Consider the following 15,587-nt stretch of genomic DNA (forward strand, 5'->3'; position numbering starts at 1 on the left):
CCTAGTCGGGCCTCAACATATAGCCTTGGCCGCGCACGGTTTGCAGATAGCGCGGCAGACGGGGATCGTCTTCCAGTTTTTTGCGCAGGCGGGTGACCTGGACGTCAACGGCGCGGGGATTGGCATCGTTGCCGGTGCGGTTGGCCAAATCGTCGCGGCTGACCGCCTGACCGGCGGCCTCGGCCAGGATACCCAGCAATTCCCGCTCGCCGGTGGTCAGATGCACCACCTCGTCGCCTTGGCGCAGTTCGGCCCGCACCGGATCCCAGACGAAAGCGCCCAAACCCAAGAGCTTGACCGCAATCCCCTCGACCTTGGGAGTGCGGCGCAGGATCGAGGCGATGCGCAGCAGCAACTCCCTGGGCTCGAACGGTTTGGTCAGATAATCGTCGGCCCCCGATTCCAGCCCCGAGATGCGGTCCTCGGACTCGCCCATGGCGGTCAGCAGCAGAATGGGAAGGGCGCTTTGGCCGCGCAAATCGCGGGTCAGGCTCAGGCCGTCCTCGCCCGGCATCATCACGTCCAACACCATCAGATCGGCTTCGACCACCGCCAGCTTGGCCCTGGCCTCGGCGGCGGAGGCGGCGGTGGTCACCAGATAACCGTTATCGGACAGGTATTTGCGCAGCAATTGCCGCAGCCGGTCATCGTCGTCGACCACCAGGATATGCGGCTTGTCGTCCATGATCGCCCCCTGTTAGCGCCAGCCGGGACCGCGCGACGGAAAGCGGGGGCGGTCGGCCTCATCGATCAGCCCCAGCATGACCTTGCGGAACCCCTCCACCGCCTCGGCCCCGGCCTCGCGGTAGGCGCGGGCGAAGCGGGCGCGCTGGCGTTCGGTCAATTGCCGTTCAAGCTCGGTGCCTTTTTCCGTCAATTCCAGCAGACGTTGGCGGCGGTCGTGCACGCCGGGACGCTGGGTGATGAAGCCCTCGTCCACCAATTGCCCCAAAACGCGGGACAGGGATTGCTTGGTGATGCGTAAAATGGCCAGCAAATCCGACACCGTCATGCCCGGATTGCGCCCGACGAAATAGATGACGCGGTGGTGCGCCCGCCCGAAGCCGTATTCGGCCAGGATGGCGTCGGGCTCGGCGGTGAAGTCGCGATAGGCGAAAAACAGCAATTCGATGCCCTGGCGCAATTCTTCTTCGCGCAGGAACAACGGATTGATGGGCGTCTTTACGTCAGTCATGTTGACATATATCTCTCAAAATGTTACGCGTGGCAAGAGCAAAGGGTAATTTTCTGACGTTTCACTCCTATCGGACGGAATATCATGGCTGACCTAGTCCCCTTCCACGATCGCGACGGCTTCATCTGGTTCGACGGCAAACTGACCCCCTGGCGCGACGCCAAGGTGCATGTTCTCACCCACGGCCTGCATTACGGCTCGGCGGTATTCGAGGGCGAGCGGGTTTACGGCGGCAAGGTGTTCAAGCTGACCGAGCACTCGGAGCGACTGGTCAAGTCGGGCGAAATCCTGGGCATGAAGGTTCCCTTCAGCGCCGCCGAAATCGACGCCGCCACCAATGAGACGGTCAAGGCCAACAATATCGTCGACGGCTATGTCCGCCCCATCGCCTGGCGCGGCTCGGAAATGATGGGTGTCGCCGCCCAGGCCAACAAGATCCATCTGGCCATCGCCTGCTGGGTGTGGCCCAGCTATTGGTCGCCCGAGGCCCGCATGCGCGGCATCCGCCTCAACATCAGTGAATGGCGTCGCCCGCATCCCCAGACCGCGCCGACCGCATCGAAGGCTGCCGGCCTTTACATGATCTGCACCATGAGCAAGCACAAGGCCGAGGCCGACGGCTATGAGGACTCGCTGATGCTGGATTATCGCGGTCAGGTGGCCGAAGCCACCGGCGCCAACGTTTTCTTCGTCTTCGATGGCGAGTTGCACACCCCCACCCCCGATTGCTTCCTGGACGGCATCACCCGGCGTACGGTCATCGACATCGCCAAAAAGCGCGGTCTGAAGGTGATCGAACGGGCCATCATGCCCGAGGACATGAGCAAGGCGACGGAATGCTTCCTGACCGGCACCGCCGCCGAAGTCACGCCTGTGCGCGAAATTGGACCCTACACATTCACGCCAGGGGAAATCAGCAAGACGCTCATTAGTGATTACGATGCTTTAGTGCGTTCTTAATTATCCCAAAGCATCAGAGAAAATTATCAGTTTTGCGAAAGGCCGGTGTTTGCAACGCCGGCCTTTCATAATACTATCAGTCAGGGGATTCGTCATCCGCGCCTACCGGTACGGGGTTTTGCACCGGTTGCGCCTGAACAGGTGATATTGCGTGAAAGCCTGGCAGAACCTGCGGCTGTCCAGCCGTTTCATGATCATCGTCGGCGTCGGCGTGATCGCCCTTATCCTAAGCGTTGTCGTGGTCATTGGTCGGTTCGAGCGGGCCGAGATGGAGCGCCAGTTACAGCGCCTGTCCGCCAATGAAATGACCTCGCTGCATGCCCTGATCCTCAACGTCATGGCCAAACGGCCCGAGGACGGCGACAATATCGGCATCCAGGTCTTCAACAGCTGGTTCGACAGCCGCAACATCCACTATCCCGGCAAGGTGTGGAGCGCCTGGGGCGACAAGGTCGTCGCCCACATGGCCGACACCGCACCCGACCACAAGCCCAAACTGCCGGTGGACGACATCGACCGCGAGGCCTTCGCCACCAAACAGCCGGTGGGCCGTTTCATCGATGGCGCCTATCGCTACGCCTATCCCATCGTCCTTGGCGTCACCGACGGCGCCGACCAGGAAGTCTGTTACGCCTGTCACGGCGGCATGGGCATGGAAAAGGGCGACGTCATCGCCGTGCTGTCGTCGTCGCTGTCCACCGCCGAGGCCGAGGCCAAGATGCAGCGCATCCTCACCTTCCTGGTGGTCGGCGGCGTTCTCGCCACCATCTTGGCGGTCATGGGCATTCGCTGGGGCTTGGCCCGCATCATCACCACCCCCATCCACGACATGACCGAACGCATGGGGGCGCTGTCCAAGGGCGACATCAGCATCGACGTGCCGGCCCTGGATCGCGGCGACGAGGTGGGCGACATCGCCCGCGCCGTCCAGGTGTTCAAGGACAACACCATCGCCAAACAGGCCATGGAACAGGAAGCCCGTCAGGCCGCCGCCGCCCGCGAAGCCCGCATGCGCCGGTTGGAAGAACTGATCCGCGGCTTTGAAGCCACTGTCGCCACCGTGCTGGAAACCGTGGCACAGTCCTCGGACATGATGGCGCAGACGGCACGGCGCATGGTGTCGTCCGCCGACACCGCCGCCGAGCGGGCCAAATCGGTGGCCCAGCACGCCAACGAAGCCAATCAGAACGTGCGCATGGTGGCCGAGGCGGCCGAGGAGCTGTCCAACTCGATCACCGAAATCGCCCAGCAGGTGGCCATGTCCAACGACGTCGCCGCCAACGCCACCACCGAGGCTCAGGGCGTCAATGCCCGTGTCACCGGTCTGGCCGGGGCCGCCGACAAGATCGGCGAGATCATCGAGATGATCACCGGCATCGCCGAACAGACCAACCTTTTGGCCCTTAACGCCACCGTCGAGGCGGCGCGTGCCGGTGACGCCGGCAAAGGCTTTGCCGTGGTCGCCTCGGAAGTCAAGAACCTGGCGCGCCAGACCGTGCGGGCCACCGAGGACATCTCGACCCAGGTCTCCACCATCCAGCGCGAAACCCACCAGACGGTGGGCGCCATCCAGGGTATCGGCACCACCATTTCCTCCATGGATGGCATCACCACCGCCATCGCCGCCGCCATCGAGGAACAGGGCGCCGCCACCCAGGAAATCGCCCGCAACATCGACCATGCCGCCAGCGGCACCAATCAGGTCTACGAGAACATCAACGAAGTCAGCCGTACCATCCACGAAACCGACGAAGCGGCCAAGGAAGTGCTGGCGGCGGTGGAAGACCTGCAGGTCCAGGCCAAGACTCTGCGGCACGAGGTAGACAGCTTCCTGACCGGCATCCGCGAAGTTTAGACATTTTCCGGAACACCTCTGAACGGGCCGCCCGGCTTTGGCTGGGCGGCCCGTTGCTTTGGTATTACCCCTCGTCAATGGGGTGGACGGCGGCGGCAAAACGGTTTAATTGGCATAAACATACCGATTCACCGCCCATTCGGGCGGGGGCCAAGCCACCATCTGGGGGAGGTTCTTCAGCGTTGCGCGATCATTTGCTGCATATGGCCGAGGCGGACCGCCGGCTGCGCCAGCAACTGGCTCTGTCGGGGGAATTGTTTGCCGGCTATCACCCGGACATGCGCACCTTGCACGAAGCCAACGCGCGTGAGCTGGAACTGGCCGTCGATGACGAGGGCTGGCCCAATATCCACGAGACCGGCGAAGATGGTGTCGAGGCGGCTTTCCTGATCGCACTCCACGCCATCTCGCGCCCGGCCTTTCAGCGCCGCTGCCTGACCTTGATGAAATCGGCGGCCAATCGCGGCGATATTCCCGCCCGTCACCCGGCCATGTTGGAAGACCGCATCCGCGCTTTCGAGGGTCGTCCCCAGCTTTACGGCACCCAACTGGACTGGGATGATGACGGCCATCTGATGCCGCTGCCCATCGAAAACGAAGGCGACGTCGATAGCCGCCGGGCCAAGGTCGGCCTGCCGCCCTTGTCGCAGACGGTGGCGGAAAGTGAAGCTCAGGCTCGCCAACAGGGCCAACACCCACCGGCGGAATGGCTGCACCGTCAGCACGCCATGGCGGCTTTCGCGCACGAGGTCGGCTGGAGGTAGCTGTCCGTGAACGGCCCCGTGCGGCTGGCGGCAGCGAAAAAACCTGAACCAAAGCCTCAAACAAAAAACCCGTTGCCCAAAGGCAACGGGTTTTTGTTGGTGCGACCAGGGAGACTCGAACTCCCACGACTTACGTCACACGCACCTCAAGCGTGCGCGTCTACCAGTTCCGCCATGGTCGCACGCTGGTAGAACCCCAAAAGACCTTGCTAATGGGGAGACAGGGGAATACCAAATCGCCCCTGGTTAATCAAGTGGACTTTCCCAAAGGCGACAAAGCAATGGAATGGCGGATCAGCGAGCAATTGGTGCCCTACCCGGAAGCCCTGGCCTTCATGGAGGAGCGGGTGGCCGCCATCCGGGCCGGCACCGCGCCCGAATGCGTGTGGCTGCTGGAACATCCGCCGCTTTATACCGCCGGCACCAGCGCCGATCCCAAGGACTTGCTGGCGCCCGACCGTTTCCCCGTCTACCAGACCGGGCGCGGCGGCCAATACACCTATCACGGCCCCGGCCAGCGGGTGGCTTATGTCATGCTGGACCTGAAGGCCCGGGGTGGCGACGTGCGCGGCTATGTGCACGATCTGGAGGAATGGGTGATCCGGGCGCTGGATCGTTTTCTGGTCAAGGGCGAGCGCCGCGATGGCCGCGTCGGCATCTGGGTCAATCGCGGCATGGGGCGCGAAGACAAGGTCGCCGCCATCGGCGTACGGGTCCGCCACTGGGTGACTTTTCACGGCATCGCCATCAACGTCGAGCCCGACCTGTCGCACTTTTCCGGCATCGTGCCCTGCGGCATCAGTCAGTACGGCGTCACCTCGCTGTGGGATCTGGGCCTGACACCGACCCTGGAGGACGTGGATTCCGCCCTGATCGGCGCCTGGGACGAAGTATTCGTCAGGCCTGAAACGCCTTGACGGCGTTGATCAGGCCCGCGGTGGAACAATCATGGGCCCCCGGCTGATCGGCACCGGTCAGTTGCGGCAGGATTTTCTTGGCCAATTGCTTGCCCAGTTCAACCCCCCATTGGTCGAAGGAATTGATGTCCCAGAGAATGCCCTGGACGAACACCTTGTGTTCATAAAGAGCGATCAGCATGCCCAGGGTATAGGGGTCCAACAGCTTGTAGAGCAGGGTGTTGGTCGGGTGGTTGCCGGCAAACACCCGGTGCGCCGCCTGAGCGTCGGCGAGATCGGGGTTTTCCGCCTTGACCTCGTCCAGGGTCTTGCCGCGCATCAGCGCCTCGGGCTGGGCCAGGAAGTTGGACAGCAGCAAGGTGTGATGCTCACCCACCGGATTGTGGGTGTTGGCGGCGGCCAGGAAGTCGCAGGGGATCAGCTTGGTGCCCTGGTGGATCAGCTGGTAGAAGGCGTGTTGGCCGTTGGTGCCCGGTTCGCCGAAGATGATCGTGCCGGTTTGCCAGCTGACCGTGCTGCCGTCGCGGGCCACGCTTTTGCCGTTTGATTCCATGTCCAATTGCTGCAAATAGGCGGGCAGCCGGTGCAGGTACTGGTCATAGGGCAGCACCGCATGAGCGTGGGCGTCCATGAAATTGTTGTACCAAACCCCCAAAAGCCCCATGACCACCGGCATGTTGGCGGCAAGCGGTGCGCTGCGGAAATGCTCGTCCATGGCGGCGGCGCCGTCGAGCAGGCGGCGGAAATCGTTAAAACCGATGGCGACCGCGATGGACAGGCCGATGGCCGACCACAGCGAATAGCGTCCGCCCACCCAATCCCAGAACTCGAACATATGATCGGTATCGATGCCGAACGCGGCCACCGCCGGGGCATTGGTGGACAGGGCGACGAAATGGCTGGCCACCGCGCCCGGCCCCAATCTGTCCACCAACCAGCCCTTGGCGGTATGGGCGTTGGCCATGGTTTCCTGGGTGGTGAAGGTCTTGGAGGCGACGATGAACAAGGTGCTTTCCGGGTCGCACAGCTTCAGCGTCTCGGCCATGTGGGTACCGTCGACGTTGGAGACGAAGCGCACCCGCAATCCGTCCTTGTGATAGGGCCGCAACGCTTCCGACACCATCACCGGCCCCAAATCGGAGCCGCCGATGCCGATATTGACCACGTCGGTGATGACCTTACCGGTGGCGCCGCGCCAGTCGCCGTTGCGCACCGCCTGGGCGAAATGGCCCATCTTGTCCAAGACGGCGGCCACCTCCGGGCGACCACCGCCACGCAAGGCGGTGTGCAGGACAGCGCGACCCTCGGTGGTGTTGATCTTGGCGCCGCTGAACATGGCATCGCGGGCGGTTTCCAACCCAGCCTGCTCGGCCAGGCGGATCAGCAAGTCCATGGTGTGGCCCGTGATGCGGTTCTTGGAATAATCCAAGAGCACGTCGCCCAGGCGAAGGGAAAAGCGGTCGAAACGGCCAGGATCGTCAGCGAACAATGTCCGCATGTGGCTTGCCGCCATCTCTCCGGCATGCACGCTCAAGTCCCGCCATGCCGGCAGGTCGATCGGATGCGCCATGTTGGACCCCTTCCCACCCATTGTTATTGGTCCAATGGTAGCAGAGCCGCCCCACCCGGACCATCCCCCCCTGCCCCTGCGTTTTTGCGTTGGCAGCATGGCGCGGGCGGTCTATGCTGATCGGCAACACAAAGTCGCATAATATTTTGGGGCTGACCGATGCTTCGCTTACACGCCGCCTTGGCCGTTTTCTGTCTGCTGCCGTATTCGGCCCAGGCGCATTTTCAGGAGTTGATCCCCAACGCCGACATCGTCGCCGAGAGTGGTGATCGCAGCGTCAGCCTGGACATCACCTTCACCCACCCCATGGAAGGCGGCCCGGTGATGGAGATGGGGGCGCCGGTGCGCATGGGCGTGGTATCGCCCGCCGGCAAGGAGGATCTGAAAAAGGCCCTGGTGCCGGTGACGAAGGGGGCGGGCAAGACCGCCTATACCCTGTCGCATAAGCTGAAGGCGCCGGGCGATTACGTCTATTTCATCGAACCCGCCCCCTATTGGGAACCGGCGGAAGGCAAGCAGATCATCCACTACACCAAAGTGGTCGTCGATCTCGGCTCGGGCGAGGGCTGGGATAGTCTGGTCGGCCTGCCGGTGGAGATCGAGCCCCTGGTCCGCCCCTATGGCCTGTGGACCGGCAATCTGTTCCGCGGCATCGTCCGTCACAACGGCAAACCGGTGCCCTTCGCCGAGATCGAGGTGGAATGGAAGAATGACGGCAGCGTCAAGGCGCCGTCCGACCCCTTCATCACCCAGGTGATCAAGGCTGACAGCCAAGGCGCCTTCGCCTATGCCGTGCCGCGCGCCGGCTGGTGGGGCTTCGCCGCCCTGATCGACGGCAAGCCGATGAAGGGCCCCGACGGCAAGTCGGCTCCCACCGAATTGGGTGGGCTGATGTGGGTCAAAGCGGTGGACATGAAGTAATGGCTCATATCCCCGATGGCATCGTTTCCACCCCTGTGTTGCTGGCAGGCGCCGTCATCGCCGCCGCCGGCATCGGACTGGGCCTGCGCCGGCTGACCCCGGAGCGGCTGCCCAAGGTGGCGGTACTGTCGGCCTTATTCTTCGTCGCCTCACTGGTGCATTTCCCCGTCGGCCTGACCAGCGTGCATCTGATGCTGGGCGGACTGGCCGGAGTGCTGTTGGGCCTCGCCGCCTTTCCCGCCATCGCCGTCGGCCTGATTTTGCAAGCCGTGCTGTTCGGTTTCGGCGGCTTGCTGGTGCTCGGGGTCAATATCGCCAATATCGCCCTGCCCGCCGTGGTGCTGGGCCTAGCCGGACGCACCATGCTGGCGCGCCCGGCTTTGGCCGGTCTGGTGGCCGGCGGTGGCGCGGTGGCCGGCACCGCCCTGATGGTGGCCCTGTCCCTGGCCATGTCGGGACGCGAATTCCAGGTCGGTGCTCAGGCGCTGGCCGTCACCTATGTGCCGCTGCTGGCGGTCGAGGCGGTGTTCACCGCCGCTCTTTTGGGTTTGTTGGTCAAGGTCAAGCCCGAGGCATTGCGATGAGACATATCCTATGCGCCCTGTGCCTGCTGCTGGCCTGCACCGGCCCGGCCCTGGCCCATAAGCTCAAACTGTTCGTCACCAGCGAGGGCGGACAGGTGAGCGGCAGCCTGTATTTCGCCGGCGGCGGCAAGGCTGGCCAACTGGACGGCCACGTGTTGGACGCCGCCGGACAGGTGGTGGCGCAGCTACGCACCGGCGATGACGGCTCGTTCAGTTTCACCCCGCCCGACGGGGCCGCCTATCGCATCCGCTTCGAAAGCGCCGACGGCCACATGGCCGAAGCCGGCATCGGCGCCGCTCCAACCGTGATTCCCCCTACCATCACCAGTACGGCCCCCGATCTCGACGCGGCCCTGGCCAGCCAGTTGCGGCCCTTGCGCGAACAGATCGATGCCCTGGAAAACCGTACCCGCTTATCCGACATCATCGGCGGCATCGGCATCATTTTCGGGCTGTTCGGCTGTTATGCCTGGATCGCGGCGCGGCGAAAGGAACGGACATGAGCAGCATCGCCCTGACCGCTGCCGGCTCGCCCCTGGACCCGCCGGCCCAGGCCCGCCCGCTGCTGGCCCGGCTTGATCCGCGCAGCCGGGTGCTGGCGGCCCTGGCCTTCGCCGTCGGCGTGGTGTGCTGCCAGTCGGTCCCCGCCTTGCTGTTCGCCGGCGCCCTGGCGGTGGGATTGGCCATCCTCGCCCGACTGGCGCCCGCCACCACCCTGCGCCGGGTGCTGGCGGTGGAAGGCTTCATGCTGCTGACCCTGGCCAGTTTGCCTTTCACCATGGGCGGCGAGCCGGCCTTGACCCTGTTGGGCTTCACCGCCGGTTGGGACGGCTTCCACCGCGCCGGCATCATCATGCTGAAATCCAGCGCCGTGTTGTTGGCCACCCTGGCCCTGCTTGGCACCTTGGACATGCCGGCCCTGGGCCATGCCCTGGCCCGGCTGGGGCTGCCGCTGCGCTTCGTCGCCCTGTTTTTGTTCACCGTGCGCTATATCGACGTGCTGTACCGCGAATATGCCCGCCTGCGTCTGGCCATGCGGGCGCGCGGCTTCCGCCCACACGCGTCGCTGCATTGCTGGCGCTCGCTCGGCCATCTGTTCGGCATGCTGCTGGTGGGCAGCCTGGAACGGTCGGAACGCATTCATGCCGCCATGCGCTGCCGTGGTTTCGACGGGCGCTTTCATTTGCTTGACGAACATCGTCCGGGCAGGCTGGATTGGGGCTTCGGCGCGGTGCAGACCGCGTCCTTGCTGCTTCTGGCCGTATTGGATGTCTGGTGACCCCACCCTTGTTTCAGCTTCAGGATATTCGCTTCGGCTATGACCCGGATCATCCGGTGCTGGCTGGGGTCGATTTCACCCTGGCGGCGGCGGAGCGGGTGGCCCTGTGCGGCGCCAATGGTTCGGGCAAGACCACGCTGCTGCATGTCATGGTCGGCCTGCTGACCCCGTCATCGGGAAGCGTCACCGCCTTTGGCCGCGAGCGCCGCCGCGAAAGCGATTTCCACGAGGTCCGCGCCCAGGCCGGCTTGTTGTTCCAGGATTCCGACGACCAGCTTTTTTGTCCCACCGTGGCCGAGGATGTCGCCTTCGGCCCGCTGAACCTGGGCCAAAGCCGGGCCGAGGCGCGGCAAGCGGCGGAAGACGCCCTGGCCCAAGTGGGATTGGATGGGTTCGGCCATCGGGTCACCCACAAATTGTCGGGCGGACAGAAGCGGCTGGTGGCCTTGGCCTCGGTGCTGGCCATGCGACCACAGGTGCTGCTGCTGGACGAACCCACCAACGGTCTGGACCGCGATTCCCGCGCCCGTCTGCTCGCCGTGTTGGCCGGGCTACCGCAAGCCATGGTGATCATCGCTCATGACGACGATGCCCTGGCGGTACTGACCCGCCGCCGGGTGGTTCTGGAAGCCGGGCGCCTGTTGGGCTAAACTTGGCGAAACCGTACCGCCCGGAGGTTACCATGCACGATTCCCATCACGGCCCGCACAGCCATGGCCACAAACACGCCCATGGTCATGAGCACAGCCACGTGCATGCGCATGAACACACCCATGGCGAGGTCAGCCACACTCATCCGCACGCCCATGCCCACAGCCACGAGCATCTGCACCAGCACAGCCACCCCCATGCGCATGAGGGCGATGAAGCCCATGCCCATGGTCACGACGATGCCAAGCATGCCTGGAAGCCGCACGACCACCAGCACGCGGCGGATGAACTCCCCGATCACGACCATCAGCATTAAGCCGACCACACCAGCGGCTCGAACGGGCGCAGATTATCCAGGAATTGATTGGTGCTGGCGGCCCAACTGAAGCTCAGCGCATGGTCGCGGCAGAGCTCTGGGTCGATGGTCACCGCCCGCAATGCCGCCTGTCGCAGATCGTCGGCCAGTACCCCGGCGGGGGAATCGCCGATCACGTCCAGCGGTCCGGGCACCGCATAGGCCGCCACCGGCAGGCCTGAGGCCAGGGCCTCCAGCAGCACCAGACCGAACGTGTCGGTCCGCGAGGGGAAGACGAAAACGTCCGCCCCGGCATAATGACAGGCCAGATCCTCGCCGTGACGGGCGCCGACGAAGCGCACCTCGGGGTGCTTCCGACGCAAATCCTCCAGTTGCGGGCCGTCGCCGACCACCACCTTGGATCCTGGCAGATCGAGGTCGAGAAAGGCCTGAATGTTCTTTTCCACCGCCACCCGACCCACATACAGGAAGATCGGGCGCGGCAGGTCGCCCCATGGCCCGTCCGCCTGTCGGCATTCGGGGCGCGGGCGGAACAATTGGGTATCCACCCCCCGCGACCAGCGCCCGATATTGGCGAAACCGCGCTGGGTCAGCTCGTCCTCGATGCCCTGGGTCGCCACCATGATGCGCGACGACGCACCGTGAAAGCGGCGCATCACCGCATAGGACAAAGCCAGCGGCACCCGCCAGCGGGCCTGGACGTATTCGGGGAACTTGGTGTGATAGGCGGTGGTGAAGGGAATGGCCCGGCGCAGGCAATAGCGTCTGGCCGCCCAACCCAGCGGCCCCTCGGTGGCGATGTGGATGGCGCAGGGCTGGGCCTGTTCGATCATCCGCCTGAGCTTGGCGCCGGGCTTCACCGCCAGTCGGATTTCGGGATAGCTGGGGCAGGGCAGCGACCGGAAACGGTCGGGGGTGACCATGACCACGTCATGGCCGGCGGCCTGCAATTCGGTTTTTAAGGTATCAAGCGTGCGGACGACGCCATTGACCTGAGGAAACCAGGCATCCGAGACCACGAGTATGCGCATTCCTTCTCCTTGGCCTGAAGGGGCAGAGGGGCGGTGACGGGCAGGGCCAACGGCCCCTGTTCCAGCCAGTGGACGATTTCCAGGCGCCCATCCATGTGCTCGACCAAGGCGGTGCAGCTTTCCACCCAATCGCCGTCATTGGCGTAAAGGATGCCGTCCACAAGGCGCAATTCGGCGTGGTGGATATGGCCGCAGACGACGCCGTCGACGCCTTGGCGGCGGGCCTCCTCGACGATGGTCTGTTCGTAATCGTCGATGAACTGGACGGCGTTCTTGACCTTGTGTTTCAGATAGGCCGACAACGACCAATAGGAATAGCCCAGGCGGCGGCGGATCAGGTTGAACCAGTGGTTGGCCGACAGCGCCAGCGTATAGGCCCAGTCGCCCAAATGGGCCAGCCACTTGGCGTATTTGACCACGCCGTCGAAGGCATCGCCGTGCAACACCAACAGCCGCTTGCCGTCGGCGGTGGTGTGGATGGCCTGGGCGACCACCTTGATGTCGCCGAAATTGTGCTCGGTGTAGCCACGGGCGAATTCGTCGTGATTGCCGGGCACGAACACCACGTCGGTGCCCTTGCGCGCCTTGCGCAGAATTTTCTGCACCACGTCGTTGTGGGCCTGGGGCCAATACCACGAGCGACGCAACCGCCAGCCGTCGACGATGTCGCCGACCAGATACAGGTGCTCGGATTCGGTATGCTTGAGAAAATCCAGCAGGAATTCAGCTTTGCATCCCCGCGTGCCCAAATGGACGTCCGATATCCAGATGCTGCGGTATTGACGGTCGGGGATGGAATCCTGGGTCATGGGCTTGCACCCGCTGCTAACTTGGGCGCTTTTTAGTATCCACTCGACAGACAAGTACACATATATTGTATCTCTCCAAATATAATTCATGGAACTGAAGGCTTTGTGTAACAATTAATTCACCGCTGCCGGGCGATGGCGCAGGTTATACAAAGGCTCATGTTGGCGCAGACCATGATCCAGACGGACAATCACACTTTGGCCACCGCGCAAGCGCGCCGTTGCCTCGTTATCCACAATCCTACCGCCGGACGGCGCCGTAAAAAGCGCATGCTGGCCGTGGTCGAGCGGCTGCGGGAATTGGGCTGCACGGTGACCGCCATGCAAACCACCCAGCGCGGCGACGCCGAGGCCTTCGCCCGCGCCGCCAGTGCCGACGATTACGACGTCATCGTCGCCGCCGGTGGCGATGGCACTGTCAACGAGGTGGTCAACGGCATGGTTGCCGGGACCGGCGGCGTCGCCCTGGCGGTGATCCCGCTGGGCACCGCCAACGTCCTGGCCCTGGAAATCGGCCTGGACCCCAAGGACGAGGAACGGATCGCCCGCGCCATCGCCCATGGCCCGGCACGGACCATTCATCTGGGGGTGGCCAATGGTCGCCATTTCGTCCTGATGGCTGGGGCCGGCCTGGATGCCCATGTGGTCGAGGGCGTCAACATCGCGCTCAAACGGGCCACCGGCAAATTGGCCTATGTGGTGGAAAGCGCCAAGCAGGCCTTCGGCTACGATTTCCCCGAAATCACCGTGCGCGCCAATGGCGAAATCTATGAAGGCCGCATGGCGGTGGCCTGCAAGGGCCGCTATTACGGCGGCCCGTTCATCGCCGCCCCTGGCGCCAGCCTGGAAAGCCCCAAGCTGGAAGTGTGCATCCTGCCCAAGACCGGCGTCGCCGGGGTGATGCGCTATGGCTTGGCCCTGCCCATGAACCGGCTGTCCGATCTGCCGGAAGTGATGGTGATCTCGGCCGAGTCCATGATCATCCAGGGGCCGCGCGGGGCGCCATTGCAAGGCGACGGTGACATCGTCGCCCGCCTGCCCGCCGAAATCAGCATCGCCCGCGAAACCGTGCAACTGATCGTGCCGGAATAAGACGGGTCCACGGGCTGCGCTTCGCGCAGAGCACCAGATTCAGAACCAGCGTTTGCGCTTGAACCAGATCATCACCGCGGCGGTAAAGCCGACCATGCCCAGCAATATCCACCAGAAGGCCTTGCCGTCGTCCAGACCGGGCAGGCCGGCCACATTCATGCCGAACAGGCCGGTGACCAGATTGAGCGGCAGCATCACCGCCGACAGCACCGACAGAATGTAAAGATTGCGGCCCGAGCGTTCGGCCGAGCGGGCGGCGAATTCGTCGTGCAACAGGCGCGATTGCTCGACGCAATCCTGCAAATCGCCCATGGCCCGCTCGATCCGGGCCAACAAAGGCTCGAAGCGCTCGCCCTCTTCGTCCTTGACCCAGGCCGGCAGGGTGTTTTGCAGGCGGGCGAACAATTGCCGCAACGGCATGGCGCGGCGGCGCAGTTTGATGGCCTCGCGGCGGATGGCGCCCAGTTCGCCGGCGACGCCGTCGACGGCATCGTCCAGCACCATGTCTTCCAAGGCGTCGAAGCGGCGACGCACCTTGCGGCCAAAGGCCTCCAGATCGGTGATGATTTCTTCCAGCAGATGAAAGAACAGCGCCGGCGCGGTGGGGGGCGCCTCGCCCACCTGCAGACGAAAGCGCAGGCGGTCGGTGGCGGCCAAAGGGCGCCAGCGTCCGGTGACCAACCGGTTGGCTTCCAGCCACACATGGACTTCCGCCAACTCGCCGCCATCGGCGTCGAAATCGCGCTGGCGGTCCTCCAGCACGATCAGGCAGCCATTGCCGAACACTTGGGCGCCCGGCTCCTCGTTGCGGTCCAGCATCATCGAGGCCAGTTGCGGCGGCAGGCCCGATTGCCGCAACAGCCATTGCCGCCCCGGCTCGGTGGCGAAATTGACGTGGATCCAGACGAAATCAGCCACCGCCGCCGCATCGGTCAGCGGGCGGAACGGCTGCGCCTTGCCGTCCTTGACGGCGAAGGCATAGACCATGCCGGCCTCGCCCAGCGAGGATGCAACGGGGGGATTGGCGACGGCCAAGATTGCGGGCTCCGGGTTGGGGGCGGTGCGCCCCCTGTATGGGTCAGCCGGCCCCGGCAATCAAGTTACGAATGCAGCCAGCGCAGCCGTGCCGCCTCGTGCAGTTCGGTGGCCGGGACATGGCGGGCGAGATCGGTGAAATACTGGCGGATCGCCGCCGCGCCGCCTTCCAATCGCGGAATCGGCCCCGGGCGGAGGCTTAATTGATGGCTGCTCAGCCAGCGCCGTTCCGCCTCGGCCTCGGGTTGGACGAAAATGACGTCGCCGTTGTCGGCCCGGCGGGCCAGCAAGGTGATGCGACGCTCCGCCTGATAATCGACCAGATAAAGCCCGTTGGCCAAAGGCTCCAGCCGCGCCACGCCGCCGGCGCCGATGACGAAGCCGCTCTGATCGCCATCCCAGCGGATATCCACCTGGGTGCCGTCGTCGCGGCCATAAACACCATCACGCCAGCCGGGCAGCGCGCTTCCATTCTCGACCACCGGCGGCGACACCTGATAACAGGCCGATAAGAACAGGCCGACCAGCACCAAAACCCAAGACGCACGCGGCATGTTCATTCCCCGGATCAAAGCGAAAGCAGGACCAAACTAGGCGCCATCCCCGCG

18 protein-coding genes and 1 tRNA gene are annotated in these 15,587 nt (G+C 64.2%); 10 read left to right on the forward strand and 9 right to left on the reverse strand.

Annotation, left to right across the window (positions count from 1 at the left end; genetic code table 11):
• Position 1: 1 nt before the first annotated feature.
• Positions 2-685 (reverse strand): response regulator, encoded by a 684-nt coding sequence (locus MGMSRV2_RS13985; RefSeq protein WP_024081006.1) that lies wholly within the window; start codon positions 683-685, stop codon positions 2-4.
• A gap of 12 nt (positions 686-697) precedes the next feature.
• Positions 698-1,195 (reverse strand): MarR family winged helix-turn-helix transcriptional regulator, encoded by a 498-nt coding sequence (locus tag MGMSRV2_RS13990; RefSeq protein WP_024081007.1) that lies wholly within the window; start codon positions 1,193-1,195, stop codon positions 698-700.
• A gap of 84 nt (positions 1,196-1,279) precedes the next feature.
• Between MGMSRV2_RS13990 and MGMSRV2_RS13995 the strand changes: the two genes are divergently transcribed.
• The 3 genes from MGMSRV2_RS13995 to MGMSRV2_RS14005 all read left to right on the forward strand — a co-directional run bounded on the left by MGMSRV2_RS13995 (position 1,280) and on the right by MGMSRV2_RS14005 (position 4,774).
• The gene (locus MGMSRV2_RS13995; protein ID WP_024081008.1) at positions 1,280-2,155 is read left to right on the forward strand and encodes a branched-chain amino acid aminotransferase; all 876 of its coding nucleotides are present in this window, start codon (positions 1,280-1,282) and stop codon (positions 2,153-2,155) included.
• Positions 2,156-2,306: 151 nt separating this feature from the next.
• Complete coding sequence (locus MGMSRV2_RS14000; RefSeq protein ID WP_024081009.1) at positions 2,307-4,010, forward strand: methyl-accepting chemotaxis protein; 1,704 nt, start codon at positions 2,307-2,309, stop codon at positions 4,008-4,010.
• Between the two features lie 182 nt (positions 4,011-4,192).
• A complete protein-coding gene (locus MGMSRV2_RS14005) occupies positions 4,193-4,774 on the forward strand; it encodes a DUF6624 domain-containing protein (protein WP_024081010.1) in 582 nt (193 codons plus the stop codon).
• Between the two features lie 97 nt (positions 4,775-4,871).
• Here the strand turns inward: MGMSRV2_RS14005 and MGMSRV2_RS14010 are convergent.
• Positions 4,872-4,956 (reverse strand) — tRNA-Leu (locus MGMSRV2_RS14010).
• Positions 4,957-5,055: 99 nt separating this feature from the next.
• Here MGMSRV2_RS14010 and lipB point away from each other — a divergent pair.
• Positions 5,056-5,691, forward strand: coding sequence for a lipoyl(octanoyl) transferase LipB (lipB, locus tag MGMSRV2_RS14015; RefSeq protein ID WP_024081011.1), 636 nt, complete (start codon positions 5,056-5,058; stop codon positions 5,689-5,691).
• Here the strand turns inward: lipB and pgi are convergent.
• On the reverse strand, positions 5,672-7,261 hold the full coding sequence (gene pgi, locus MGMSRV2_RS14020; protein ID WP_024081012.1) for a glucose-6-phosphate isomerase: 1,590 nt from the start codon (positions 7,259-7,261) through the stop codon (positions 5,672-5,674). The genes lipB and pgi overlap by 20 nt on opposite strands.
• Positions 7,262-7,420: 159 nt before the next feature.
• On the opposite strand from pgi, the gene MGMSRV2_RS14025 reads away from it, so the two are divergent.
• The 5 genes from MGMSRV2_RS14025 to MGMSRV2_RS14045 are packed head-to-tail and all read left to right on the forward strand — an operon-like array spanning position 7,421 to position 10,695.
• Positions 7,421-8,182: a DUF4198 domain-containing protein gene (locus MGMSRV2_RS14025; protein WP_024081013.1), complete on the forward strand. Its 762-nt coding sequence runs from the start codon at positions 7,421-7,423 to the stop codon at positions 8,180-8,182.
• Complete coding sequence (gene cbiM, locus MGMSRV2_RS14030) at positions 8,182-8,766, forward strand: cobalt transporter CbiM (protein WP_024081014.1); 585 nt, start codon at positions 8,182-8,184, stop codon at positions 8,764-8,766. The genes MGMSRV2_RS14025 and cbiM overlap by 1 nt, the downstream gene beginning before the upstream one ends.
• Complete coding sequence (locus tag MGMSRV2_RS14035) at positions 8,763-9,269, forward strand: hypothetical protein (protein WP_024081015.1); 507 nt, start codon at positions 8,763-8,765, stop codon at positions 9,267-9,269. Before cbiM ends, MGMSRV2_RS14035 begins: the two co-directional genes overlap by 4 nt.
• Positions 9,266-10,045, forward strand: coding sequence for a cobalt ECF transporter T component CbiQ (gene cbiQ, locus MGMSRV2_RS14040; protein ID WP_024081016.1), 780 nt, complete (start codon positions 9,266-9,268; stop codon positions 10,043-10,045). The genes MGMSRV2_RS14035 and cbiQ overlap by 4 nt, the downstream gene beginning before the upstream one ends.
• Entirely contained in the window at positions 10,042-10,695 is a 654-nt protein-coding gene (locus MGMSRV2_RS14045) for an energy-coupling factor ABC transporter ATP-binding protein (protein WP_024081017.1), read from the forward strand. Before cbiQ ends, MGMSRV2_RS14045 begins: the two co-directional genes overlap by 4 nt.
• On the opposite strand, the gene MGMSRV2_RS21490 is transcribed toward MGMSRV2_RS14045, so the two are convergent.
• The 3 genes from MGMSRV2_RS21490 to MGMSRV2_RS14060 are packed head-to-tail and all read right to left on the reverse strand — an operon-like array spanning position 10,692 to position 12,852.
• Positions 10,692-11,009: a hypothetical protein gene (locus tag MGMSRV2_RS21490; protein WP_024081018.1), complete on the reverse strand. Its 318-nt coding sequence runs from the start codon at positions 11,007-11,009 to the stop codon at positions 10,692-10,694. The two genes, MGMSRV2_RS14045 and MGMSRV2_RS21490, sit on opposite strands and share 4 nt — an antisense overlap.
• A complete protein-coding gene (locus MGMSRV2_RS14055) occupies positions 11,009-12,043 on the reverse strand; it encodes a glycosyltransferase family 4 protein (protein ID WP_024081019.1) in 1,035 nt (344 codons plus the stop codon). The genes MGMSRV2_RS21490 and MGMSRV2_RS14055 overlap by 1 nt, the downstream gene beginning before the upstream one ends.
• The gene (locus MGMSRV2_RS14060; RefSeq protein WP_024081020.1) at positions 11,971-12,852 is read right to left on the reverse strand and encodes a UDP-2,3-diacylglucosamine diphosphatase; all 882 of its coding nucleotides are present in this window, start codon (positions 12,850-12,852) and stop codon (positions 11,971-11,973) included. The genes MGMSRV2_RS14055 and MGMSRV2_RS14060 overlap by 73 nt, the downstream gene beginning before the upstream one ends.
• A gap of 174 nt (positions 12,853-13,026) precedes the next feature.
• Here MGMSRV2_RS14060 and MGMSRV2_RS14065 point away from each other — a divergent pair, with 174 nt between their 5' ends.
• Complete coding sequence (locus tag MGMSRV2_RS14065; protein ID WP_041634542.1) at positions 13,027-13,944, forward strand: diacylglycerol/lipid kinase family protein; 918 nt, start codon at positions 13,027-13,029, stop codon at positions 13,942-13,944.
• Between the two features lie 39 nt (positions 13,945-13,983).
• On the opposite strand, the gene MGMSRV2_RS14070 is transcribed toward MGMSRV2_RS14065, so the two are convergent.
• Together MGMSRV2_RS14070 and MGMSRV2_RS14075 are read right to left on the reverse strand one after the other, a co-directional pair.
• Positions 13,984-14,979 (reverse strand): magnesium transporter CorA family protein, encoded by a 996-nt coding sequence (locus tag MGMSRV2_RS14070; RefSeq protein WP_024081022.1) that lies wholly within the window; start codon positions 14,977-14,979, stop codon positions 13,984-13,986.
• Between the two features lie 65 nt (positions 14,980-15,044).
• Positions 15,045-15,533, reverse strand: coding sequence for a hypothetical protein (locus MGMSRV2_RS14075; protein ID WP_024081023.1), 489 nt, complete (start codon positions 15,531-15,533; stop codon positions 15,045-15,047).
• Between the last annotated feature and the right edge of the window lie 54 nt (positions 15,534-15,587).

The organism is Magnetospirillum gryphiswaldense MSR-1 v2, assembly GCF_000513295.1.
Taxonomy (GTDB): domain Bacteria; phylum Pseudomonadota; class Alphaproteobacteria; order Rhodospirillales; family Magnetospirillaceae; genus Magnetospirillum; species Magnetospirillum gryphiswaldense.